The 22,320-nt window shown below is 70.9% G+C and carries 21 protein-coding genes; 11 read left to right on the top strand and 10 right to left on the bottom strand.

Features of this window, described 5'->3' with window-relative positions; all coding sequences use genetic code 11:
• Positions 1–38: 38 nt before the first annotated feature.
• The 4 genes from ACIG5F_RS41395 to ACIG5F_RS41380 are packed head-to-tail and all read left to right on the top strand — an operon-like array spanning position 39 to position 4,731.
• Positions 39–1,508 carry an aminotransferase class I/II-fold pyridoxal phosphate-dependent enzyme gene (locus tag ACIG5F_RS41395; protein ID WP_396525655.1) on the top strand — a complete coding sequence of 490 codons (1,470 nt, stop codon included), beginning with the start codon at positions 39–41 and terminating at the stop codon, positions 1,506–1,508.
• Entirely contained in the window at positions 1,505–2,659 is a 1,155-nt protein-coding gene (locus ACIG5F_RS41390) for an amidohydrolase (protein WP_396525654.1), read from the top strand. Before ACIG5F_RS41395 ends, ACIG5F_RS41390 begins: the two co-directional genes overlap by 4 nt.
• Before the next feature lie 28 nt (positions 2,660–2,687).
• Complete coding sequence (locus ACIG5F_RS41385; RefSeq protein WP_396525652.1) at positions 2,688–3,764, top strand: YbdK family carboxylate-amine ligase; 1,077 nt, start codon at positions 2,688–2,690, stop codon at positions 3,762–3,764.
• Complete coding sequence (locus tag ACIG5F_RS41380) at positions 3,754–4,731, top strand: iron-containing redox enzyme family protein (RefSeq protein WP_396525650.1); 978 nt, start codon at positions 3,754–3,756, stop codon at positions 4,729–4,731. The genes ACIG5F_RS41385 and ACIG5F_RS41380 overlap by 11 nt, the downstream gene beginning before the upstream one ends.
• On the opposite strand, the gene ACIG5F_RS41375 is transcribed toward ACIG5F_RS41380, so the two are convergent.
• The 3 genes from ACIG5F_RS41375 to ACIG5F_RS41365 all read right to left on the bottom strand — a co-directional run bounded on the left by ACIG5F_RS41375 (position 4,704) and on the right by ACIG5F_RS41365 (position 6,278).
• On the bottom strand, positions 4,704–4,904 hold the full coding sequence (locus ACIG5F_RS41375; protein ID WP_396525648.1) for a CDGSH iron-sulfur domain-containing protein: 201 nt from the start codon (positions 4,902–4,904) through the stop codon (positions 4,704–4,706). The genes ACIG5F_RS41380 and ACIG5F_RS41375 overlap by 28 nt on opposite strands.
• Positions 4,888–5,577 carry a class I SAM-dependent methyltransferase gene (locus ACIG5F_RS41370; RefSeq protein ID WP_396525646.1) on the bottom strand — a complete coding sequence of 230 codons (690 nt, stop codon included), beginning with the start codon at positions 5,575–5,577 and terminating at the stop codon, positions 4,888–4,890. The genes ACIG5F_RS41375 and ACIG5F_RS41370 overlap by 17 nt, the downstream gene beginning before the upstream one ends.
• A 164-nt stretch (positions 5,578–5,741) precedes the next feature.
• A complete protein-coding gene (locus ACIG5F_RS41365; protein ID WP_396525644.1) occupies positions 5,742–6,278 on the bottom strand; it encodes a GNAT family N-acetyltransferase in 537 nt (178 codons plus the stop codon).
• A gap of 126 nt (positions 6,279–6,404) precedes the next feature.
• On the opposite strand from ACIG5F_RS41365, the gene ACIG5F_RS41360 reads away from it, so the two are divergent.
• Together ACIG5F_RS41360 and ACIG5F_RS41355 are read left to right on the top strand one after the other, a co-directional pair.
• On the top strand, positions 6,405–8,756 hold the full coding sequence (locus tag ACIG5F_RS41360; protein WP_396525642.1) for a penicillin acylase family protein: 2,352 nt from the start codon (positions 6,405–6,407) through the stop codon (positions 8,754–8,756).
• Positions 8,753–9,958, top strand: a complete 1,206-nt coding sequence (locus ACIG5F_RS41355; protein WP_396525640.1) for an MFS transporter — start codon at positions 8,753–8,755, stop codon at positions 9,956–9,958. Before ACIG5F_RS41360 ends, ACIG5F_RS41355 begins: the two co-directional genes overlap by 4 nt.
• Before the next feature lie 44 nt (positions 9,959–10,002).
• Here the strand turns inward: ACIG5F_RS41355 and ACIG5F_RS41350 are convergent, their stop codons facing one another.
• The 4 genes from ACIG5F_RS41350 to ACIG5F_RS41335 all read right to left on the bottom strand — a co-directional run bounded on the left by ACIG5F_RS41350 (position 10,003) and on the right by ACIG5F_RS41335 (position 13,757).
• Positions 10,003–11,184, bottom strand: a complete 1,182-nt coding sequence (locus ACIG5F_RS41350; RefSeq protein ID WP_396525638.1) for a pyridoxal phosphate-dependent aminotransferase — start codon at positions 11,182–11,184, stop codon at positions 10,003–10,005.
• A 132-nt stretch (positions 11,185–11,316) separates the two neighbouring features.
• A complete protein-coding gene (locus tag ACIG5F_RS41345) occupies positions 11,317–12,333 on the bottom strand; it encodes a hypothetical protein (protein WP_396525636.1) in 1,017 nt (338 codons plus the stop codon).
• A 228-nt stretch (positions 12,334–12,561) separates the two neighbouring features.
• Positions 12,562–13,509, bottom strand: a complete 948-nt coding sequence (locus tag ACIG5F_RS41340; protein ID WP_396525634.1) for an alpha/beta hydrolase — start codon at positions 13,507–13,509, stop codon at positions 12,562–12,564.
• A 71-nt stretch (positions 13,510–13,580) separates the two neighbouring features.
• Complete coding sequence (locus ACIG5F_RS41335) at positions 13,581–13,757, bottom strand: hypothetical protein (RefSeq protein ID WP_396525632.1); 177 nt, start codon at positions 13,755–13,757, stop codon at positions 13,581–13,583.
• 123 nt (positions 13,758–13,880) lie between these two features.
• Between ACIG5F_RS41335 and ACIG5F_RS41330 the strand changes: the two genes are divergently transcribed.
• Complete coding sequence (locus ACIG5F_RS41330) at positions 13,881–14,408, top strand: DUF4232 domain-containing protein (protein WP_396525631.1); 528 nt, start codon at positions 13,881–13,883, stop codon at positions 14,406–14,408.
• A 44-nt stretch (positions 14,409–14,452) separates the two neighbouring features.
• Here ACIG5F_RS41330 and ACIG5F_RS41325 read toward each other — a convergent pair whose 3' ends face one another.
• A complete protein-coding gene (locus ACIG5F_RS41325) occupies positions 14,453–15,271 on the bottom strand; it encodes a PQQ-binding-like beta-propeller repeat protein (RefSeq protein WP_396525629.1) in 819 nt (272 codons plus the stop codon).
• 314 nt (positions 15,272–15,585) lie between these two features.
• Between ACIG5F_RS41325 and ACIG5F_RS41320 the strand changes: the two genes are divergently transcribed.
• The 4 genes from ACIG5F_RS41320 (at position 15,586) to ACIG5F_RS41305 (ending at position 19,847) form a co-directional block, all read left to right on the top strand.
• Positions 15,586–16,302 (top strand): hemerythrin domain-containing protein, encoded by a 717-nt coding sequence (locus ACIG5F_RS41320; protein WP_396525627.1) that lies wholly within the window; start codon positions 15,586–15,588, stop codon positions 16,300–16,302.
• 70 nt (positions 16,303–16,372) lie between these two features.
• On the top strand, positions 16,373–16,957 hold the full coding sequence (locus tag ACIG5F_RS41315; RefSeq protein ID WP_396525735.1) for a TetR/AcrR family transcriptional regulator: 585 nt from the start codon (positions 16,373–16,375) through the stop codon (positions 16,955–16,957).
• A gap of 66 nt (positions 16,958–17,023) precedes the next feature.
• Complete coding sequence (locus tag ACIG5F_RS41310) at positions 17,024–19,645, top strand: AAA family ATPase (RefSeq protein WP_396525625.1); 2,622 nt, start codon at positions 17,024–17,026, stop codon at positions 19,643–19,645.
• 79 nt (positions 19,646–19,724) lie between these two features.
• Positions 19,725–19,847: a hypothetical protein gene (locus ACIG5F_RS41305; RefSeq protein ID WP_396525624.1), complete on the top strand. Its 123-nt coding sequence runs from the start codon at positions 19,725–19,727 to the stop codon at positions 19,845–19,847.
• Positions 19,848–19,853: 6 nt separating this feature from the next.
• On the opposite strand, the gene ACIG5F_RS41300 is transcribed toward ACIG5F_RS41305, so the two are convergent.
• Both ACIG5F_RS41300 and ACIG5F_RS41295 read right to left on the bottom strand, forming a co-directional pair.
• On the bottom strand, positions 19,854–21,008 hold the full coding sequence (locus tag ACIG5F_RS41300) for a DUF222 domain-containing protein (protein ID WP_396525622.1): 1,155 nt from the start codon (positions 21,006–21,008) through the stop codon (positions 19,854–19,856).
• A gap of 410 nt (positions 21,009–21,418) precedes the next feature.
• Positions 21,419–22,297, bottom strand: a complete 879-nt coding sequence (locus tag ACIG5F_RS41295) for a TIGR01777 family oxidoreductase (RefSeq protein WP_396525620.1) — start codon at positions 22,295–22,297, stop codon at positions 21,419–21,421.
• Between the last annotated feature and the right edge of the window lie 23 nt (positions 22,298–22,320).

Here is a 22,320-nt window from a genome sequence, read left to right as displayed (position 1 = left end):
GAGGGGTTTCTGGCGTGGCGAGGCGGGAATCCAGGGGTATGGACCACAGCAGAGCGCCGGTGCTCGAAGCCCTGGCCGAGTTCCACGAGCAGGGTTTCGTGCCGTTCAACCCACCCGGCCACAAACAGGGGCGCGGGGCCGACCAGCGGGTGATCGACGTCGTGGGCACGGGCGTGTTCACCAGCGACGTGCTCGGCCCCAACGGTCTCGACGACCGGCTGCTGCGGCACGGAGTGTTGCAGGAGGCGCAGAAGCTGATGGCCGACGCCGTCGGCGCCGAGCACACGTTCTTCTCCACCTGCGGCAGTTCGCTGTCGGTCAAGAGCGCCATGCTCGCGGTGGCCGGCCCGCACGAGAAGCTCATCGTGGCCCGGCACGCGCACAAGTCGGTCATCTCCGGCCTGATCCTCAGCGGGGTGTCGCCGGTGTGGGTGCATCCGCACTGGGACGGCGAGCGCCACCTTTCCCACCCGCCGGGCCCGGAGGAGGTGCGCAAGGCGTTCGAGGCCGAGCCGGAGGCCAAGGGCATGCTGCTGGTGACCCCCACCGACTACGGCACCTGTGGGGACATCGCGGCCATCGCCGAGGTGTGCCATGAGTTCGACAAGCCGCTCATCGTGGACGAGGCGTGGGGCGCGCACCTGCCGTTCCACCCGGCGCTGCCGCCATGGGCGATGAACGCCGGCGCCGATCTGTGCGTGACCAGCGTGCACAAGATGGGCGCGGCAGTCGAGCAGAGCTCGGTTTTCCACCTTCAGGGCGACCGGGTGGATCCGGCCGTGCTCAAGGCGCGCGAGGATCTGCTCGGCACGACCAGCGCCTCCTCGCTGGTGTACGCCACTGTGGACGGTTGGCGGCGGCAGATGGCCGAGCACGGCGAGGAGTTGTTGACCGAAGCCTTGTCGCTGGCGCACGGTGTCCGCCGGGAGATCGACGAGCTGCCGGGACTGCGGGTGATGGGGGAGCAGGAGTTCATCGGCCCCGACCGGGCCGATTCCTTCGATCCGTTGAAGGTCGTCGTCGACCTGGCCGAGTTGGGCATCAGCGGCTACCAGGCGGCCGACTGGCTGCGGGAGCGCCGGCGGGTGACGGTCGGGTTGTCCGACCACCGGCGGATCGTCGCCATCATCACCCTCGGCGACGACGAGCGGACCGCGTCGGTGCTGGTGGAGTCGTTGCGGGAGCTGACCAAGGCGGCGGAGCGGATGGAGTCGCCGCCCGCGGTCGAGCTGGCCCGGCCGGAGGACCTGGAGCTGCGCACGGTGATGCTGCCCCGCGACGCCTTCTTCGGCGAGACCGAGCAGGTCGCCGTGGACGACGCGGTGGGCCGGGTGGTGGCCGAGATGATCAGCCCGTACCCGCCCGGTTCGCCGGCGCTGGTGCCCGGCGAGGTGGTCACCAAGGACGTGCTGGACTACCTGCGCAGCGGCTTGGCCGCGGGCATGCAGCTGCCGGACCCGGCCGATGCGGAGCTGACGTCGATCCGCGTGGTCAAGGACCCGGCGTGACCGTGCGGGATTCGATCGCCCGGCTCGCCGACGAGCTCTGGCGGATCAGCCTTGTGCTGCATGGACATCCGGAGCTGGCCTTTCAGGAGCATCGGGCGTGCGCCGAGCTGATCGGGGCGTTGTCAGCCGCCCAGTTCGAGGTGGAGCCCGGCGTCGCCGGCCTGCCCACGGCGTTTCGAGCTCAGTGGGGTACTGGTGCTCCGCCTCGGATCGCGCTGCTGCTGGAGTACGACGCGCTGCCGGGTCTGGGGCACGCCTGCGGGCACAACCTCATCGCCACCGCCGGCCTCGGGGCGGCGCTGGCCGTCCGGGACGCGCTGCCCGATCTCGCCGGCACGCTCGTGGTCATCGGCACGCCGGCCGAAGAAGGCGGCGGCGGCAAGGTGTTGGAGCTCAACGCCGGCGTCTTCGACGGCATCGAAGCGGCGCTGATGTTCCACCCCGGCGTGCACGACTGGCGGTACGCCCCGCTCACCGCGCAGATCGAGATCGCGGTGCGGTTTCATGGCCGCGCCGCGCATCCGACCGGCAACCCGACCGAGGGCGTGGATGCCCTTGCCGCCCTGGTGCAGCTGTTCACCGCGCTGGCCATGCTGCGATCCCGGCTGCCACTCGGCTCGCACGTGCAGGGCATCGTCACTCAGGGCGGGACCGCCACCAACATCGTGCCCGACCTGGCCGAGGGCCGCTTCGGCGTGCGGGGCCTGACCACCGCCGCCCGGGACGACCTGGTGGCGCAGCTGACCGAGTGCGCCCACGGCATCGCCCAAGCCACCGGCACCACCGTCGAAGTCTCGGCGGCCAGCCACGGCTACCAGCACGTGAGGGACAACGCCGCCCTGTCCGGCGCGTTCGCCCGGCACCTGGCCGAAGCCGGCATCACCCTCGCCGAGCCGACGCCGGGTGTCTTCCTCGGCTCCTCGGACATCGGTGACGTCAGCAACATCATGCCGGCCATCCATCCGTTCGTGGCCATCACCGACCCCGACAAGTCCGACCACACCCCGGAGTTCGCGGCCGCCGCCGCGAGCCCACGGGCCCGAGCGGTGATGCTGGCCGCCGCCGAGGCGCTGGCGTGCACGGCCGTGGACGTGCTGACCGAGCCCGAGCTGTTGGCCCAGGCGTGGCAAGATTTTCACGCCGCCGGTTGACGGCCTCGTCAGCGGGTATCTCGTCGAAGTGACTAGCACCATTGGCGTCGAGGAGGAGTTCCTCCTGGTCGACCGCGCGGGCGTCACCGCGCCACTGGCGGCGGAGGTCCTGGCGCGCTGCGCCGGGCCACTGCCGGGCGGGATGACCGCCCAGCCGGAACTACGGGAAACCCAGCTGGAACTGGCCACCGGCGTGTGCGCCGACGCCGCCGAACTGCGGGCCCAGTTGGTGATCGGCCGGCACGCATTGGCCATGGCCGCCGCCGAAACCGGCGCGCGGTTGATCGCCGCCGGCGTACCGGTGCAGGGTTCCGCTCGACACGACCCGTCCGCCGACCCGCGATTCGGGCGGGTCGACCAACTTTACGGCGAGATCGCCACCGACTACGAAGCCTGCGGCTGCCATGTCCACGTCGCCGTGCCGGACAAGGACACCGCGGTCGCCGTGGTCAACCACGTCGCCCGTTGGCTGCCGACATTGCTGGCCCTGTCGGTGAATTCGCCCATCTACCACGGCCGCGACCGTGGCTACGGAAGCTGGCGGATCGTCCAGCAGTCGCGGTTCCCCGGCTCGGGCATCGCCCCGTGGTGCGCCGACCACGACCACTGGCAGCAGGAGGTCGCGCGGCTGGTGGACAGCGGCGTGCTGGTCGACGAGAAGCAGACGTTCTGGTTCGCCCGGCCCTCGCCGCGCTTTCCCACCGTCGAGTTCCGGATCGCCGACACCGCCCCGACGGTGGCCGACGCCATGGTCCAGGCGCTGCTCAGCCGGGCGTTGGCGCACGTCGCCCTGGCGCAGCTGGAGCGTGGCGTGGAGGCGCAGCCGTTGCGAGCCGCGCCCGCGGCCGTGTGGACGGCGTCCCGGTACGGAATGGACGGTCCGGCCGTCGATCCGTTGCTGGGCAAGCAGGTTCCGGCGGCCGTCATGGTGACGGCGTTGCTGGACCACGTGCGGGAGGCGCTGGCCGACGCGGGCGACCTCGACGAAGTGCTGATGCTGCTGCGGGATCGGTCCACCGGGGCCACCCGCCAGCGACTGGTGGCGGCGGCCGGCCCGGCCGCCGTGCTGCGGCTGCTGACGGTGGGAGATCGCGATGCTCGGTAGGGGACCGCTGTCCGAGACGGTCATCGGCGTGCTGGGCCGGCCCGCCGGCTCGATCCGGCCGCCGATCCGGGTCGACGACCCCGACCCGTTCGGCGACGACCTCCAGCTGGCCCTGCACCTGTGCTACGAGCTGCACTACCAGGGGCTGCCCGGAGTGGACCCGAGCTGGGAGTGGGACCCGGACCTGTTGCGGCTGCGGGCATCCATGGAGCGGGTGTTCGAACACGCCTTGCACGTCAGGGTTCCCGGCGGCGACGACGTGGCGGCCGAGCTCGACGCGTTGCTCGTGGAACACGTTCCCGGCGCTGGGCTCAGTCATTTCCTGCGTGACGAGGGCGAATGGTGGCAGCTGCGGGAGTTGTTCACGCACCGGTCGATCTACCACCTCAAGGAGGCCGATCCGCACGCCTGGGCGATTCCCCGCCTGCGCGGTCGGGCCAAGGCGGCGCTGGTCGCCGTCGAGTTCGACGAGTACGGCGGCGGCCGGGCCGAGCGTGTGCACGCCCGACTGTTCGCCGATCTCCTTGACGCAGCCGGTCTTTCCTCGGATTACCTGCATTATCTGGACGACGTGCCGGCCTGCTCGCTGGCCACCGTCAACATGATGTCGCTGTTCGGCCTGCACCGACGGCTGCGGGGCGCGCTGGTCGGACACTTCGCCGCCGCCGAGATCAGCACCGGGCCCAGCGCCCAGCGGATGGAGCAGGCGCTGATCCGACTGGCGGCGCCCGACGCCTGCCGGCTGTTCTACACCGAGCACATCGAGGCCGACGCCGTGCACGAGCAGGTGCTCCGCCGCGACGTCATCGGCGATCTCCTGGCCCACGAACCGGAACTGGCCGCCGACGTCGTGTTCGGCATTCAGGCCACGGAGTTGCTGGAGCAGCGGCTGGCCGACCACCTGCTGTCGGCCTGGCGCCAGGGCCGCTCCTCGCTGCGTCAGGAGTCGCGGACCCTCTTGCGGTGACTGGTGTCGCAGAACGGATAGCGCTTGCTGCGGCGGCAGGCGCAGATCGCCACCACGAACCGGTCCGACCGGGCGATGGTTCCGTCCGGCAGCACGACCTCGACGGGCCCGTCCACCAGGACGGGCCCGCCCGGCTCCACGACCACCCGGCGGTGCTCACGGTCGGTCGGCACGGATCACCACCAGGTCCTCGTGTCGTTGGCCCGCGGCGATGAGCCCTTCGCGTTCGAGGAACACGGTTCGGCCGCTGAGCACCGGCCCGAACGGAATTCGGCCGCGCAGCACGACATCGGCGTTCAGCCCGCAACCGCGCAGCTGGCGCAGCGATGTGTCCACACCGGACAGAACGGAGTGGACCAGAAGCAGAAAGCCTTGGGGCCTCAGCAGCAGGGGCATCGATCGGCAGATCGGATCCAGCAGCGCCCGGCCGTCCACCCCCGCGTCCCAGGCCCGCCGCCGGCCCCGCGTGACCGTTCCCGGCGGGCAGGGCACGTAGGGCGGATTGGCCAGGATGACGTCGAACGACGCCGTGGCCGGCAGCGCCAGCATCGACCCCCGCCGGGCGCGGATCCTTCGCCCGTTCAGCCAGGCGTTGAGCCGAGCCGACAGCACCGCCCGCCGCGACACGTCGACCGCCGTGACCTCACCGGCCCCGAGCATCGCCGCCGTGATGGCCAGCGCGCCGGTCCCCGTGCAGACGTCGAGCACCCGGCCGCCGGCCGGAATCCCCGTCGCCGCAACGGCCTCGGCCAGCAGCCAGGTGTCGTACTGCGGCCGATAGACGCCGGGAGAGCGCAGCAGCCGTGGCGCCGGCGGAGTGAGGATCCGCTCCTCGAAGGTGGTCATGCCAGGGGAATAGCCGGGCCCGGACCGTCCAAACCAGATCGTTTCCACACCAGCTCGGACTCGGTGGCCCGAAGCCGGTGCGGTCGCACCTTGGAGCACGGCATCGTGAACATGGGCGGCCTGGCCAAGCAGCCCGGCCTGCACGCTTGCTGCCTGGCGATCTTCTAGCTTCGGGGCGTCCATTCCTCGGCGAGCAGGCCGAGGATGGCCTCGTCCTCGCGCGCGCCGTAAACCCAGGCCGACCGTCGCAGCGTTCCCTCGCGAATGAACCCCGCCTTGGCCGCCACACCGAGCATCGGGCCGTTGTCCGCGAGGGTCTCGATCTGTAGGCGTTGCAGTCCGCGGACCGCGAATCCGTACTCGCACAACGTGTGCAGCACGTCGACGCCCAGGCCTCGGTTGCGAAACGCCGGCCGCATGGCCATGCCGATGTGCGCCGTCCGGTTGTGGGTGTCGATCGCCCACAGCAGCGCCTCGCCGGCCAGTTCCCCCGATTCCAGCTCCACCACCGAGAAGAACGCGACCTCGTCCGACGGCCCCGCCACCGTGAACGGCGAGTCGCTCGAACCCGGCGAAATCGGCCGCCAGGGCCGCGAGTCCGCTCGCGCCCGCGTGGCCACATCGTCGTACAGCTCGGCGTGCAGCACCGCGACGTCACTCTCGTGCCGGGCCCGCAGCCCGATCTTCTCGCCCTGTATCACAGGCCGTTGTTACACGAGGGGCGCCACCCGGACAACCGGGTTTCCCCGAAGGGCAGTCCCCCTGTTCGCGCTAAGCGGATCGCCGGTCCTGGCCCGAACGCCGCGCCCGCGCTCTACTGTAGGCGCATGCTGAGCACTCTTCGACGCGTCGCGGCCCTCGCCTCGGTGGTGGTGGTCGCGGCGGCTGGGGCGCCGGTGGCGCAGGCGTCGGGCTGGCTGGACGGTGCGGTGATCCGGCGCACGGAGTACGGCATCCCGCACATCGTGGCCAAGGACTTCAAGGGCCTCGGCTACGGCTACGGGTACGCGTTCGCCGAGGACAACCTGTGCGCGCTGGCCGACGCGATCACCACCGTGGACGGGGACCGGTCGCGCTACTTCGGCCCGAACGCCGACTCCGGCAACCAGATCGGCGGGCCGATCAGCAACATCGACAGCGATGTCTTCCACCGCTCGGTGATCCAGAGCGGCATCGTCGAGCGCACGATGTCCCAGCCCGCGCCGCTGGGCCAGACGGCCGAGGTCAAGGACCTGGTCAGCGGCTACATCGGCGGCGTGAACGCGTACCTGGCGGCGACCGGGGCCGCCAACCTGCCCGACCCGACCTGCCGGGCCAAGCCGTGGGTGCACCCGATCACCACGACGGAGATGGACCGGCTGCTCTACGACGGCAACCAGTTCGGCGGCGTCAACGCGTTCCAGCCGCAGATCGCCAACGCCCGGCCGGCGGGGTCCAGCCCGTCGGCGGCGGACGCGCTGGCGCGGACCGCCGTCGACAACGCCGATCTCGGCAGCAACGGCATCGCGGCCGGCAGCGCGGGGACCCGGAACGGCGACGGCCTGCTGCTGGCCAACCCGCATTTCCCTTGGCTGGGTTCGAACCGCTTCTACCAGGTGCAGTTGACGATTCCCGGCGTGATGGACGTGACCGGGGCGAGCGTCTACGGCACGCCCATCGTGGAGATCGGCCACACCAAGCACCTGGCGTGGACGCACACCGTGTCGTCGGCGCAGCGCTTCACCTTCTACGAGCTGCATCTGGCGCCGGGCGATCCCACCAGCTATCTGGTGGACGGCCAGGCGGTGCCGATGGGCCGCCGGTCGGTGTCGGTGCCGCAGGCCGACGGCAGCCAGATCACCAGGACCGTCTACACCTCGCAGTACGGCCCGGTGCTGGGCACCGGCTGGACCGCGACCACGGCGCTGGCGGTCAAGGGCGTCAACGTGGACAACGGCCGCTCCAGCAACGAATGGCTGCGGATGGGCATGTCCGACAGCGTGGCGCTACTGCGGGCCGCCCAGGACAAGTACCAGGCCCTGCCGTACGTCAACACCATGGCCGCGGACAGCACCGGCGCGGCCTACTATGCCGACTCGTCGGTGGTTCCGCACGTCACCGACGCGCTGGCGGCCAAGTGCGTGGACAGCCCGCTCGGCAAGGCGGTGTACCCGGCTCAGACCATTTTGGACGGTTCGCTGTCGGCCTGCGCCTGGGGCAGCGACCCGGACGCCATCGTGCCGGGCACGTTCGGGCCCAAGGAACAGCCGTCCTTGTCCCGCACGGATTTCGTCACCAACAGCAACGACTCGTACTGGCTGGCCAACCCGGCCGCGCCGCTGACCGGCTACCCGGTCATCTACGGTCTGACCGGCACGCCGCGCACGCTGCGGACCCGGCTGGGCCTGGAGACGATCGGCCAGCGCATCGCCGGCACCGACGGCCTGGGGTCGCCGGGCTTCAGCGTGGCCAGCACCCAGCAGGCGCTGTTCGCCGACCGCAACCTCAGCGCCGAACTCGCTCGTGACGCGGTGGTGTCCTTGTGCGGCAAGGAATCCACACTGACGGCCAGCGATGGCACGGCAGTTGACGTCAGCGCGGCCTGTGGCGTGCTGGCCAAGTGGGATCTGCGGGCCGATCCGGGCAGCGTCGGCGCGGTGCTGTGGCGGCAGTTCTGGCTCGGCGCGGTGCGGGCCCCCGACCTGTGGCTGGTGCCGTTCGACCCGAAGCAGCCGGCGACGACACCGAACACCGTGAACACCAACAGCATCGTCCTCCGGCAGGCGCTGGCCAACGCCGTGCAGCAGATGGCGGCGCTGCACGTGCCGGTGGACGCGCCGTTGTCGGCGGCGCAGCACACCACGGTCGGCGGGCCGGACATCGCCATTCCCGGCTGCGGCAACCCCGAGGGCTGCTACAACATCGTCTCCGGTGTGGGCAGCGGCGCCCTGGGCGCGGACGGCCGGTTCAGCCCGTCCATCTTCGGCTCCAGCTTCATGATGGTCGCCGAGCTCTCGCCGCGCGGGCCGGTGGCCCGGACCCTGTTGTCGTACTCGGAATCCGCCAACCCCGCCTCCCCGCACCACGGCGACCAGACCGCGCTGTTCGCGGCCAAGAAGTGGGTCGCCGACCGGTTCAGTGAGGGCGAGATCCTGTCCTCGCCGTCGCTGAGCATCCGGGTGCTGACCTTCACCCGGTGAACCCCGACTTCCGCCGGCTGTTCGTCGGCAACTCGGTGTCGTTGCTGGGATCCAGCGTCACCACGGTCGCGTTGCCGCTGTCGGCGGTGGTCTACCTGCACGCCTCGCCGTTCCAGATGGGACTGCTGGGCGTGGCCACCCTGGCCCCGCACCTGGTGTTCGGGCTGCCGGCCGGGGTGTGGGTGGATCGCCTGCCGTACCGGAGGATCCTGGTCGCCGCCGACATCGCGCAGGCCCTTCTGGTCGGCGCGGTGCCGGTGCTGGCCTGGCTCGGGGTGCTCAGTCTGTGGCAGCTCTACGTGATCGTGCTGCTGGCCGGCGTGGCTAACCTCTTCGAGAACGTCACGGCCCAGTCGTTCACCCCGCATCTGGTGCCGCGCGAGGAGTTGTTGTCGGCCAACAGCACCCTGATGGCCAGCAATGCCACCGTGAACACCACCGGGTCGGCCGTCGGCAGCGCGCTGGTCACGGTGTTCGCCGCGCCGTTCGCCTTGGCGGTGGACGCGGTTTCCTTTGCCGTGGCCGGGTTTTTCAAGGCCCGGATCAGCACGCCCGGCCCGCCGCCCCGGCCCGGCTCCCGACACCTCGTGGCCGAGGTCGGGGCCGGGCTGCGGGCGGTGTTCACCCAGCCCACAGTGCGGGTGGTGATCGTCGCCGCCGCGCTGGGGGCGCTGGCCGGGCAGATGCAGAACGTCGTGCTGGTCCTTTTCCTTGTGCAGGGCCTGAAACTGCCCTCCGGGCTGGTCGGCCTCGCGATCACCGTCGTCGGCGTGGCCGCCGTGCTGTCGGCGGTCGCGGCCGCCCCGATCTCTCGCCGGCTCGGGTCCGGGCCGGCGTTCATCCTCGGCATGCTGATCTCCGCCGTGGCTGGTCCGGTCCTGGCGCTGGCCGGCGGCCCGCTGCCGGTCGTGCTGATTGTCGTCGCCCTGGCCCAGATCCTGCGCGGCGTCGGGCCATCCCTTTACGGCGTGAATCAGCAGACCCTTCGGCAGACGTTGGTGCCGGCCGAGCTGCTGTCCCGGGTCAACGCCACCTGGCGGTTCCTGGTCTATGGCCTGCAACCCATCGGCGCGTTGCTCGGTGGCGCACTGGGTTCAGTCGACCTACGCCTGACGTTGGTCGTGAGCAGTGCCGTGATGCTGCTGGGCGTCGCGGTGGCCGCGTTCTCGCCGCTACGCCGACGGACCCGCGCCACCGGGTGATGCCGGAAACACATGGCATCGCCCGCGTGGCGGGCCCGGCCGGCTCAGCCGGTCGACCGCTCGACCTCGTGCGCGTGCGAGCGCAGTTCCACCGGCGCGGCCGACTGGCCCAGCCGGTCCACCCCGCGCAGGCCGGCGACCAGGCGTTCCACCTCGGTGTCGGGCCGCACCCCGAAGCGCATGAACTGGCTGGTGAGGCCGATCTTGTTGCCGCACTGGCGGGTCAGCAGGTGGTGCTCCTCCAGCAGGTACGAGCAGAACTCGGCGCCGTCGAGCGTGGCCGGCAGCTTCACCAGCAGGAAGTTGGCCTGCGACGGGTAGACCGTCAGCTCGGGGAAGCGGATCAGCTGCGAGTGCATCATGAACCGGTCCAGGGCCAGCAGCTTCAGGCTCTCCTCGTACTCGGCGCGGTGCTCGGCCAGCATGAAGATCACCGCCTCGGCCAGCGAGTTGAGGTTCCACTTGGGCAGCGCCCCGGAGATCTTGCGGGTCAGCGCCGGATTGGCCACCTGGTAGCCGAACCGGATGCCGTGCAGGCCGAAGTTCTTGCCCAGGCTCTTGAGCACGATGACGTTGGGGCGCACCACCGCCTCCTGGGCCACCGACGGGTTCAGCTCGGCCTCCACGAAGTCCACAAAGGACTCGTCGATCACCACCAGGTCCAGGTCGCACAGCTCGTCCATGAACCGGATCACCTCGCGGCGCGGCAGGTAGCCGCCGTCGGGGTTGTTGGGGTTGCACAGCACCGCCACCCGTGAGCCCCGGCGCTTGATGAACTCGACGTACTCGTCCACCCGCAGCTCGAAGTTGTTGGCCTCCTTCAACAGGAACATGTCGACCCGCTTGCCGGTCTCCATCGGCTGGTCGGTCCAGCGGCCGAAGGTCGGGATCGGCACCGCGATGCTGGAGTCCACCAGCAGCCGGTCGATCCAGGTGATCAGCTCGGTCGACCCGTTGGCCAGCGAGATGGTCTGCGGGTTGAGCCGCAGCACACCGGCCAGCTGGTGGGTGATGGCCGACCCGTCGCTGGGATAGAACTTGAGAATGGTCCGCAGGTTCTGCTCCAGCAGGCCGAACATCTCCTCGGTCGGGAAGTACGGGTTGCACGGGATGCAGAAGTCGGCCAGGTCCTTGGCCTGCGGCCCCATCGCCCGCGCCACCGAGAAGAACGACGGGCTGTGGGCCGCGTGCTGCTTGAACAGAGTATTGGTCACACCGTGCCGCACGTGGTTTCTCCGTCCGCCGTTCCGCGCCTGCCCGAGGGGGTACGCGCCCCTCCCATGTCCGGTTCATCCCGGTCGCACGGCACGGCGCCCACGGCCGGGTGGCCGTGGGCGCCGCGTGACGGGGCTGACCGGTCAGAAGTAGTAACCGGCCAGCGTGACCAGCCCGGCGTTGATGTTGCCGGCGACGCTCTCCACGTCGCCGACGCGCTGCCAGGAGCCGTCCCAGTGGCGGGTGGTGTGGATCAGGCCGCCGTTCTGGGTGGAGAAGGCCAGCTGCATCTCGCCGCCCGAGTAGGTCATCGACACGTGCTGGGCCTCGCCGCCGAAGCCGGCCACCTGCTGGACGTCGCCGAAGTTGTCCCAGCTGTAGTCGTCGTGGCGGATGGTGTGGAACACCGTCGAGTAGTACGCGTTGGCGGCCACGGTCGTGACCTGGAGCGCGCCGTAGGTGTACGCCGCGGCGACCTCGGTGGCGGTGTAGGCCGGGTCCGGGGTGGCGTTGATCCAGTTGGAGCCGTACCAGGAGCCGTCCGGGTACAGGTCGTAGTCGCCGACGGACTTGCCGTCCGACGAGAGCTCGACCACGTGCAGCACGCCGTTGGAGCTGGTCGGCGCCAGGGCGACGCTGCGCACCGCGTGGCCGTCGGTCGGCACGGAGCTCCACGTCGACCAGGCGCCGTCCGCGCCCAGCGTGCTCAGGTGCAGGTCGCCGCCCGTGCGCTCGACCAGCTCGATCTGGCCGTTCACCGTGGTGGCGGCCAGGCCGTCGACGGTCGCGCCGGCCGGGGTCGAGGGCACGCTGGCGTTGTAGTCCCAGGTGCCGTCGACGTGCCGGATGAAGTGCGCCAGCTGCGGACCCTTGGGCCCGGCGTACTGGAAGAACGCGTTCTCCTCGCCGTTGACCAGCGTCGAGGTCAGCGAGGTGACGCCGCTGTACGCGCCCAGTCGGCCGAAGTTCTGCCAGGTGCCGTCGGCGTGCCGGATGGTGTGCACCAGGCTGGCGCTGCCGTCCGTGCTGATCAGCTGCACGTCGCCCTGGTTGGCCGTGTTGGGCTTGGCCACCCCCGCGTCGGCCGTGCCGGCGAACGCCAGCGCCGCCGTCGCCGCGATCGTGAGCGCGGCCGCCGCCTTGATCTTGTGGTCGAACATTTCCGATTCCTCCCCGTCCGGACATGGGGCCCCGATTCGGGAAACCGAGTTCCACTCGGCTCTGTGCCCTCTTGTGTCCGTCCCCATTCGCTTTGGACACCAAGAAGACGTCACCGGGCGGAGGCGGTTGCCCCGGGTTCGGTTCGGCTTTTTCCCCTGCCCCATCGGGCAGCGAGGGCCAGGCGGGCCTGGTCGTGCCGCGATTGTCGGAATTGCCTGTCCGTCGGATCAGAACGCGACGCCGATGGCGTGCATCAGCAGGGGGAACGAGGCGTGCAGTTCCCGCTGCCAGTAGGCCCAGGCGTGCCGGCCGGGGCCGTAGAAGTCGGCGGTGACGTGCACCCCGTGGGAACGCAGTTGGGTTGCCGTCACGGCGTTCTGCTCGCCGATCAGCTGCTCCAGGCTGTCGACGCCGGAGCCGGCCGGGTCCAGCGGGCCGGGCTGCCCGTTGCCGGAGGACAGGAACACCTCGGTGCCGCGCAGCCGGCCGGCCAGGTCGTACGGGTTGTGCGCGGCCCACACGTCGGCCTGCGCGGTCGGGTCGCCCCACAGCGCGGTGCGGTCGAATCCGTACTGGGCGACGAAGTTCTGGATGACGTTGGTGCTGCGCGCACCCTGGTATGTGGTGTCCACCAGCCCGCTGTACGAGGCGGCGGCCCGGAACATCCCGGGGTGCCGGGCGGCGTAGGACAGCGCGCCGAAGCCGCCCATCGACAGGCCGGCGACGGCCCGGGCCGTGCCGCCGCGGTAGTGGGACTCGACGAGCCGGCGCAGTTCGGTCAGGTGAAAGGTCTCCCAGGCCGGGCCGCCGTTCCACCAGTCCGAGTAGAACCCGGTGGGGCCGCCCTCGGGCATCACGATCAGCGCGTCGGTGGTGGCCGTGAAGGCCTCGACGTCGGTGGCCCCGGTCCAGGCCTGGTAGCCGTTCTGCCCGCAGCAACCGTGCAGGAGGTAGAGGGTCGGCCACCGGCGGTTCGGCGCGGCGGCCCAGTCCCTGGGCAGCAGCAGCCGGACGCCGACGTTCGCGTTCAGGGCATCGGAGTGCACCGTCAGTTCGAGTAACCGCGCGTCGACTGCGCGTTCGCTCACCACCGTCGCCGTGTCCGGGGCGGCCACGGCCGGCGCACCCAGCGGGACGAGCAGCAGCAACGCGATCAGAATCCCCAGGCGCCGCATGCCTTCTCCTTCCTACGGAGTCCTCATGATGCCCGGATCACGGCCGATGCGACAGAACTGCCGTGCAGCCTTCAGCACTCCGGCAACTTGCCGCCGAAGCGCTGGCGGGTGTGCAGGAGGTTGCTCAGCTGCACCCGGGAGCGGACGCCGAGCTTGGCGAACACCAGCGGCGCTGCCCGCCCGGGCCGTGCGCGATGCCCGGCTTCGCCGTCACCTCGGCCGAGTTCGACCGGGGTTGGGACGGTCAACGGTCACCAGAGGTTGCTTCCAGGAGTCGAATCCCACTTCCGAGTGTTGCTCGATAGGGTGTCGGGTACACCTGAGGGTGAGCGGTGATCACCCGCTCACCCTCCGAGAAGGGAGCAACTCTCATGAACACCGGACTTCGCCGCACCGCGGCGGGCGCCACCGTCCTCGGCGCCGTCGCCGTGGCCGCGCTCGTCCCCGCCGCCGGGGCCTCGGCGATGCCGACCGACTTCCGGTGCACGTCCGCCCAGGTGACCACCACCCTGACCCCGGGCAGCCCCGGGGCCGGCCAGCGCTACGCGCAGGTGACGTTCACCGCCAAGCCGGGCCAGTCCTGCAACTTCCAGGGCAGCCTGCCGGTCTCGCTCGCCGGCGCCCCGGGCATCACCGTGACGACCGAGTCGGACGTCGCCAACGCCCCGCTGGTCACCATCTCCGACGGCCGGTCGGCCACGATGTTGTTGCACTGGAGCGGAATCGAGGCCCCCGCCGACCAGGTCACGCCGACCGGCGTCACCGTCGTCGCGCCGAGCACCACCGACCCGCGCGGCGTCAGCAGCGACCCGAACATCACGCTGCCGTGGAACCTGGGCGCGATGGACAACTCGGCCCAGGCCCACAACCTGTACGTCGGCCCCGTCACCGCCGCCTGACCCGACACCGGCCGGCACGGAAAACCCCGTGCCGGCCGGCTCGGTCAGCCGGCGTAGCCGGTGATCTTCCAGAGCGTGCCGGACTCCAGGGCGACGGTCGTGTCGCCGAAGGCGAAGTCCCAGAGGTTGTCGGTGTGGCCCAGCACGATGTTGGGCGACACCTTGCCGGTGGCCGGGTCGATGGAGTGCAGCTCGCCGGCGGCGGCGAAGTACACCGTGCCGTTGGCCGCGACCTGCACCGACTGCGGCTCATATTGGTCGGTGGCAAGGATTCGCACCGCGCCGGTGGCCACGTCGACCCGCGACACGGAGCCGCCGATCTCGGCCACGTACACGCCGCCGTCCCGGCCGAAGGCAAGGTCGGCGATCATGCCGACCTTGCCGGTCACGGAACGCGGCTGGCCGGCGGTGATCTCCCAAAGCTGGCCGTAGGTGGTGCCGGCGTAGACGTGGCCGTTGCCGTAGGTCACGGCCATCAGGCCGCCGCCCAGCCCGGACGCCGTCACCCGGTGCGCGCCGGTGGCCACGTCGACCTGGATCACCGAGCCGTTGAAGTCGGTGACGTACACGGTGCCGGCCCCATCCGTGGCCACACCACGGAGATTGCCGAGATCGGTGGCCAGCGTGACGGCCCGGCCGGTGGCCAGGTCGACCCGGTCCACCCGGCCCTCCCAGTAGCTCACGAACGCCGCGCCGTGGCCGTCCAGCGCGACGGAGTAGGCGTCCGAGATGCCGGTGAGCAGCGCCTGGCACGAGGTGGACGGGCACTTCGGCGGCGTCGCCGTGGCCGCGCTCGCGGTGGCCGGCAGGACGAGCAGGCCGAGGCCGACGGCGGCGGCGATCAACCGAACTCGAGAGGGCATGGGCATGTCGTTTCCTTTCGGTCATTTCGGTGGACCGATTTCACCATCGTGTTCCGCCGCCGTCGTCCCGCTGGGTAAGAAAACCCGCCCCACGGTGCCCGTGAGTTCGCGGCCTTGGTCGAGTTGCCCGGTGCCATTCCGCCGTTTGTCCGCTGCTGTAACGGTTAATCTCGGAATTTGCTCGGAAATGTATCCGTCCCCTGGGCGTCGCTGACCGTTCAGGCACATCGGATCGTCGGTTCACCCGGGCGGCGGCCGGGGGCCGGCCGGAGACGGCATTCTGCCCCAAGACCCGCACGGCCGAAGGATCGAACATGACGCTGGCTGACGTCCGAGGCATCTACATGGTCCACACGATGCTCCAGCGCGAGCTCGGCCTCATGCCCGAGCTCGTGCGCACCGTGGCCAGCGGCGACGTGGACCGGGCCCGGGTCGTCACCGAGCACATCGAACTGGTCGCCGACCTGCTGCGCCAGCACGACCTCGTCGAGGAGCGACACCTCTGGCCCCGGCTGCTCGACCGGCTGCCGGCCGAGGCCGCGCCGCTGGTGCGGGCCATGGAGCGCGAGCACCGGCTCGTCGACGACCTCCAGGAGCGGCTGGAGCCCGCGCTCGCCGCTTGGCGGATCGCCGCCGGTCAGGCCGGCCGCGAGGCCGTCGCCGCCGTGCTCGACGCGCTGATCCTGGCGCTGGCCGACCATCTGGCCCGGGAGGAGGATCGGGTTCTCCCGCTGGCCGCCCGGTGCGTCACCACGGCCGAATGGGCCGAGATGCTCGCCGACGGCGCTCGTTGTTTCGACCTCGACTCGCTCGTCCTGTTCTGCGGAATGATTCGCTACGACGCGGATCCGGCCGTTTTCCGGGCGACCGTCGAATCGATGCCGGAAACGCTGCGCGCCGTTGTTTTCGAACGCTGCGAGCAGGCCTTCGCCGAGTACGCCCTGGGCGTCTACGGCACGGCGACCCCGCCGCACGCCCCCGGCCCGCCGTCGTTCGACGACGGGCCCTGCTCGCTGCCGGGCATCGCCTAGCAGCCGCACGCCGACCGTGTCGTCGAGCTGCTCGCCGGATAATGGACCGACGGGTACATTCAACGGTGTGGTGCTCACCAAGAAGGGGTCCGCGACCCGGCTGCGCATCGTCGAGGCGGCGGCCACCGAGATCCGCGAGCGCGGCGTCGCCAACGTGACCTTGGACGACATCGGCCGCCGCAGCGGCACCGGCAAGAGCCAGATGTTCCACTATTTCCCGGAAGGCCGCGAGCAGCTGCTGCTGGCGGTGGCCCAGCACGAGGCTGACCGCGTGATCGAGGACCAGCAGCCCTACCTCAGCGAGCTGACCTCGTGGGCGGCGTGGCGGCAGTGGCGGGACGTCGTGGTCGAGCGCTATCGACGGCAGGGCGTGCACTGCCCGTTGGGGGCCCTGATCACCGAGATCGGCCGCCTTACCCCGGCCGCGCAGGAAGTGGGCCGCCAACTGCTCGTGCAGTGGCAGCGGCAGGTGGAGATCGGCATCGAGAAGATGCAGGCCGGCGGGCACATCAGCCGTGACGTCGAGGCCTCGGCGGCGGCGTCCGCGCTGATCGCCGCGATCCAGGGCGGGGTGGTGATCCTGATGTCCACCGGATCGTCCCACCACCTGGAGACGGCCCTGGACTTCTGCCTCGAACACCTGGGCGCGGCCTAGCGGATCGCACGGATCCGGCCAGTGTCACGGGATTGCGTCCCGCCCGCCGCAGGTAGGCTCGGCCGCGTGCTGTTGGGACGCAGACGCGAGCAGGAGACGCTGGACGGCCTGGTGCGGGACGTCCGCGACGGCCGGAGCCGGGTGCTGGTGCTGCGGGGCGAGGCCGGCGCCGGCAAGACCGCCTTGCTCGACTACCTGGCCGGCACGATGCCGGCCGATCGGGTGTCCTGGGCGGTCGGCGTCGAGTCCGAGAGCGAGATCGCTTACGCGACGCTGCAACGGTTGTGCGCCCCGCTTATGGGCCACGTGGGCCGGCTGCCCGAGCCGCAGCGTGAGGCGCTGCTGGTGGGCCTGGGTGAACGCACCGGTACAGCTCCGGACGCGCTGCTGGTCGGGCTGGCGGTGCTCGGGCTGCTGGCCGAGGCGGCGGCCGAGCGGCCGCTGCTGTGCGTGGTGGACGACGTGCAGTGGCTGGACAAGATGTCCGAGGTGATCCTCACCTTCGTGGCCCGCCGGCTGGACGCCGAATCGGTGGCCCTGGTGTTCGCCTCCCGTGACGAGGAACTGCTCGACGGTTTGCCCGAGCTCCGGGTCGACGGCCTGCCCGACGGCGACGCCCGGGCGCTGCTGGACTCGGTGCTGCCGGTGCCGGTCGACGCCCGCGTGCGGGACCGCATCGTCGCCGAAACCCGCGGAAACCCGTTGGCACTGCTGGAACTTCCGCGCGGCCGCACGCCGGCGGAACTGGCCTTCGGCCTCGGCGGCCGGACCGCGGGCCCCATCCCGAGCCGGATCGAACAGGGCTTCCAGCGGCGCATCGCCGAGCTGCCGCCGGACACCCGGACGCTGCTGCTGGCCGCCTCCGTCGAGCCGCTGGGCGACGTCCCGCTGCTGTGGCGGGCCCTGTCCCGGCTCGGCGTCGGCGCGGACGCCGCCGCCCCGGCCGAGTCGGCCGAGCTGCTGGAACTCGGGGCCCGCGTGCGGTTCCGGCATCCGCTGGTCCGCTCGGCCAGCTGGTGTTCGGCCACCCCGGCCGAGATTCGCGCCGTGCACCAGGCTTTCGCCGACGTCACCGATCCCCGGCAGGAGCCCGACCGCCGGGCCTGGCACCGCGCCCACGCCACCCTCGGGCTGGACGACGAGGTCGCCGCCGAGCTGTCCCGGTCGGCCGAGCGGGCCCGGTCCCGGGGCGGCCACGCCGCGGCCGCCGCCTTCCTGGAGCGGGCCGCCGAACTGTCCGCCGACCCCAAGAACCGGGCTGCCCGGGCCTTGGCCGCCGCCCAGGCCCGGTTCGCCGCCGGGCAGCCGGCCCAGGTGCCGGAGTTGTTGGCGGCGGCCGAACTCGGCCCGCTCGAACCGTTGCAGCAGGCCGAAGTCGAGCGGCTGCGGGCCCAGGTCGCGTTCGCCGTCAACCGCGGCCGCGCGGCCGGGCCGCCGCTGCTCGCCGCCGCCTGCCGACTGGCGGACCTCGATCTCACCGCCGCTCGGGAGGCGTACCTGGCGGCGCTGGGCGCGGCGGTGCACGCCGGCGAGGACCTGCGTCCGGCCGCCGAGGCCGCCCGGGCTTTGCCGACGGCCGAAGATCCGGCCGGACTGCTGCTCACCGGCGTCGTGACCTGGGCACTCGACGGCTACGTGCCGGCATTGCCGCAGCTGAGGCGGGCGCTGACCGAGGAACCGCGGCTGCTCATCGCCCCGGTCGCCATGGAGATCTGGGACGACGAGGCGTGGCGGCGGATCACCGGGGTGGCGCTGGCCAAGGCGAGGGCCACCGGCACCTTGTCCGTCCTGCCGACGGCGCTGACCGCACGGGCCGGCGCCCTGTTGGCCGATCTCCGTCTCACCGAGGCCGCCGCGCTGCTCGACGAGGCCCGCACGCTTCGGGAAGCCACCGGCCTGGCCGGCAACCCGTTCGCCGAGCTCATGCTGCTTGCCTTGCAGGGCAAGGAAAAGCCGGCCGTCGAGTTGGCCGAGGCCGTGACCAGGGACGCCGCCGAGCGCGGCGAGCAGCGGCTCACCGCCATGGCCGACCACGCCCTGTCCGTGCTCTACAACGGCCTTGGCCGCTATGCCGCCGCCCAGGCCGCCGCCGCCCGTGTCGGGCGGCATCTCGGGATTTCCCCGTGGGCCGAACTGGTTGAGGCCGCCGCCCATGCCGGCGACGCCGCCGCGGCGGCCGAGGCCCGCGACCGTTTGGCCGAGCACACCGTTCCGGCCGGCACCGACTGGGCTTTGGGCGCCCAGGCCCTGGCCGACGCGATCGTCAGCCCGACTGACGATCAGTTTCGCGAAGCGATCGACCGGCTGCCGTTGGCGTTGTCGGCGGCCCGCGCGCGGCTGCTGTACGGGGAGTGGCTGCGCCGGGAGAACCGGCGCGCCGACGCCCGTGACCAGCTCCGGCCGGCCTATGAGGCGTTTTTGGCCGCCGGGGCCGCCGGCTTCGCCGAGCGCGCCGGCCGTGAGCTGGCCGCGACGGGGGAGACCGTTCGCAAGCGTGGCGCCGGCGTGGCCGAGGAGTTGACCCCGCAGGAGGCGCAGATCGCGCGGCTGGCGCTGGCCGGCCGCACCAATCCGGAGATCGCTGCCGCGCTGTTCCTCAGCCCGCGCACCGTGGAATGGCATCTGCGCAAGGTGTTCACCAAGCTCGGCATCAGTTCGCGGCGCGAGTTGGCTACTTCTTCGCTGTGAGCGCCGCCATGAACGACTTGCGCAGCCCGGCCGGCCCGATGATCGGCAACGCCGCCCGAAAAGCTTCGACTCGTGGGTGGTGACCGTGCTCGTCGAGCTCCCCATCGAGGCCGTCTACGCCACCAAGCGGGTGCTGGTGCAGTCCGCCGAGCTCTCAGCCCGTGACCCGTTCGCGGTCCATGCCGCGCTCGGCCTCCGGTGATCGCCTCTAGCCCGCTTTTCGCCACCGCCCGTGTCCGTCGCTGAACACGGGCAGCCCCTCGTTGATCTCCACCGTCCAGTCGCTGTGGTGGATCAGCCGATGACAGGCGCTGCACAGCAGCACCAGATTGTCCAGACTGGTCGGCCCCCCGTCAGCCCATTCCACCACGTGATGCGCGTGGCATTGCCGGGGTTTCCTTCCACATCCCGGAAACGCGCACCCCTTGTCCCGGATGATCAGTGCTCTGCGTATCGCGTTGGGGATGGTCCGGCTGGCCCGTCCGATGTCCAGCACCTCGGACCTGGCCCCGAGCACCACCCGCAGGATCGTGCTGTCGCAGGCGATCCTGCGCACCGAGGCGGCGTTGAGCGGCCCCATGCCCGCCAGGTCGGCGGTGCCCCGCTGCTCCTGAAAGTCCTTCCACGACATGGTGAGGGCGATGTGCGGCTTCTCCCCGCCCTCCTCGGGCAGGTCCTTGCAGCCGGCCGCCAGTTCGAGGATCTCCACCAGCGCGTCGCCCTGCCGCTCGGCGGTCGTGCGCGGGTCCTCAGCCGATGTCGGCTTGGCCAACGGGCTGATCAGCGCCTCCAACAGCGCCAGGCTCTCCAGGTCGAGGAACCCGTCGATGTCCCCGCCGTTGCGGCGCTTGCGGATGGTCAACGTCCGCTTGGGCCGGGCTGACTCCCGGTCATCAGGCGCTTTCCCGTCCTGGTCCAGCAACACCAGGATCCGCTGGGCGACGTCCTTGAACTGGCCGAGGTCGAGCGTCGCCGCGTATCGCACCAACGCCGCCTCGACCTTCTCCCGGTCCGGCTCCGGCGCCTCGGCGAGCGTCTTGTCCATGACGACCAGATGCTGCCTGCTCAGCAACGCCTCGGCCGCCACCTCCCGGACCGCGTCCCGCTGAAACAACTCCGCGTGCCGCACCAGCTCCCGGGCCTCACCCCGGGTGATCTCCCACTCCACTGTCAGATCCGCGACCAGCGCCGCCCGATCGTCCTTGGTCCGGTTGGTGCGGTTCCACAACTCCCGCACATCCTCGACCTGCCCCAGGTAGTCGGCCTTACGTCGCCGCTCCCGCCTTTTCCCGTCACTGCGCAGCGCCCCGTCGCTCAGTCGCCACCTCTCGGCGTCGACTGGCAATTCTGGGTTCGCTGACATACCCCCATCTTACCACTCACCAGAGACAAATCCCCTTGCCAGACAAGGATTACCCGATCGTGTCCACCCTGAAGATTCCTTCAGGAAAGCGCTTTCCAACCTAGCAACGCGCCCACCCCCCAAACGGCAACCAAACAACCAAAGCCACCCCCCTCCCACGTCCCAAGCCCTCTGTAAACCGCACCACCCACCCTCCCGCCACCGCGCCACGACCCCCACCCCCCACCTGACTCGCGGCACTCCAGCCAGACACGGCAAGGGCTAAAGCATTTGAACCCAGCGGTAGACACGCCCTAGCGGTGGGGCAAGCGCAGCCCTGCCAGCCGGTGCACATGAAAGTGTGGCGAGCACCCGATCAGCGCAAGAACCACAGACCCACCCCCACCTCCACCCCCACCCCCAAGAACCTCCTACAAAGCAGCCGCCAGTGCCACCGACACGGTCGGATGGCGGAATTCGAAGCCGTGGCGCAGCAGTGCGTCGGGGACGGCGCGTTGGCCGGTGAGGGCGCCGGCGTCGGCGAGTTCGCCGGCGAACAGTCGTAGGAGCCGGGGCGGGTAGACCCATGGGGTGGGGCGGTGGAGGAGGCGGCCGACGGCGCGGACCATTTCGGCGTTGGTGACGGGTTGGGGCCCGGACAGGTTGACGGGGCCGGTGATCTCGGGGTGTTCGAGAACGTGCTTGATGGCGGAGACCTCGTCGTGGAGGGAGATCCATGCGAGGTACTGCCGTCCAGTCCCCATGCGGCCTCCCGCGCCCCAGGCGACCATGGGCCGCAGCTGCCCGAGCAAACCGCCGGTAGGCGACAGAACAATCCCTGTGCGCAGCAAGACAACCCGAGCGTCCGAGGCGGCAGCGGCAGCCTCTTCACGCTCGCGGTCCATGTCGGCGAGGAATCCGGACCCGGCAGGCGCGGACTCGTCGACGACGGTGTCGCCGGTGTCGCCGTAGTAGGCGACGGACGAGCTGTTCAACAGCGCGGGAACGCCGTGGGAAGCGACTGCCTCCGCCAGCACCCGTGTGGGCACGACGCGGCTGTCGATGAGCTCCTGCTTGAACTCGGGTGTCCATCTCCGAGCGGTGGTGTCGACCGCACACAGGTTGATCACGGCATCGACGCCGTCCAGCGCCCCGTCCTCAAGAGAACCCGCCACCGGATCCCATTGGCGTTCGTCGGCGGCGGTGGGGGAGCGGCGGACCAGGCGAAGGACCTCGTGTCCGGCGGAACGCAGGACCGGTGTCAGCGCGGTCCCGATCACCCCGGACGCCCCGGCGACCACTACACGCATCGGACTCCCCATCTCGCGGCTCG

The organism is Kutzneria sp. NPDC052558 (assembly GCF_044547355.1).
GTDB lineage: Bacteria > Actinomycetota > Actinomycetes > Mycobacteriales > Pseudonocardiaceae > Kutzneria.
The sequence above is the reverse complement of the archived record's forward strand: the minus strand, read 5'-3'. Positions and strand labels throughout refer to the sequence as shown.

Bases quoted from the DNA above. Each gene is read 5' to 3' on its own strand.
- ACIG5F_RS41320 (WP_396525627.1), top strand. From the start codon at position 15,586: ATGACGCTGGCTGACGTCCGAGGCATCTACATGGTCCACACGATGCTC.
- ACIG5F_RS41360 (WP_396525642.1), top strand. From the start codon at position 6,405: ATGCTGAGCACTCTTCGACGCGTCGCGGCCCTCGCCTCGGTGGTGGTG.
- ACIG5F_RS41345 (WP_396525636.1), bottom strand. From the start codon at position 12,333: ATGTTCGACCACAAGATCAAGGCGGCGGCCGCGCTCACGATCGCGGCG.
- ACIG5F_RS41325 (WP_396525629.1), bottom strand. From the start codon at position 15,271: ATGCCCTCTCGAGTTCGGTTGATCGCCGCCGCCGTCGGCCTCGGCCTG.
- ACIG5F_RS41380 (WP_396525650.1), top strand. From the start codon at position 3,754: ATGCTCGGTAGGGGACCGCTGTCCGAGACGGTCATCGGCGTGCTGGGC.
- ACIG5F_RS41395 (WP_396525655.1), top strand. From the start codon at position 39: ATGGACCACAGCAGAGCGCCGGTGCTCGAAGCCCTGGCCGAGTTCCAC.
- ACIG5F_RS41300 (WP_396525622.1), bottom strand. From the start codon at position 21,008: ATGTCAGCGAACCCAGAATTGCCAGTCGACGCCGAGAGGTGGCGACTG.
- ACIG5F_RS41295 (WP_396525620.1), bottom strand. From the start codon at position 22,297: ATGCGTGTAGTGGTCGCCGGGGCGTCCGGGGTGATCGGGACCGCGCTG.
- ACIG5F_RS41370 (WP_396525646.1), bottom strand. From the start codon at position 5,577: ATGACCACCTTCGAGGAGCGGATCCTCACTCCGCCGGCGCCACGGCTG.
- ACIG5F_RS41330 (WP_396525631.1), top strand. From the start codon at position 13,881: ATGAACACCGGACTTCGCCGCACCGCGGCGGGCGCCACCGTCCTCGGC.
- ACIG5F_RS41340 (WP_396525634.1), bottom strand. From the start codon at position 13,509: ATGCGGCGCCTGGGGATTCTGATCGCGTTGCTGCTGCTCGTCCCGCTG.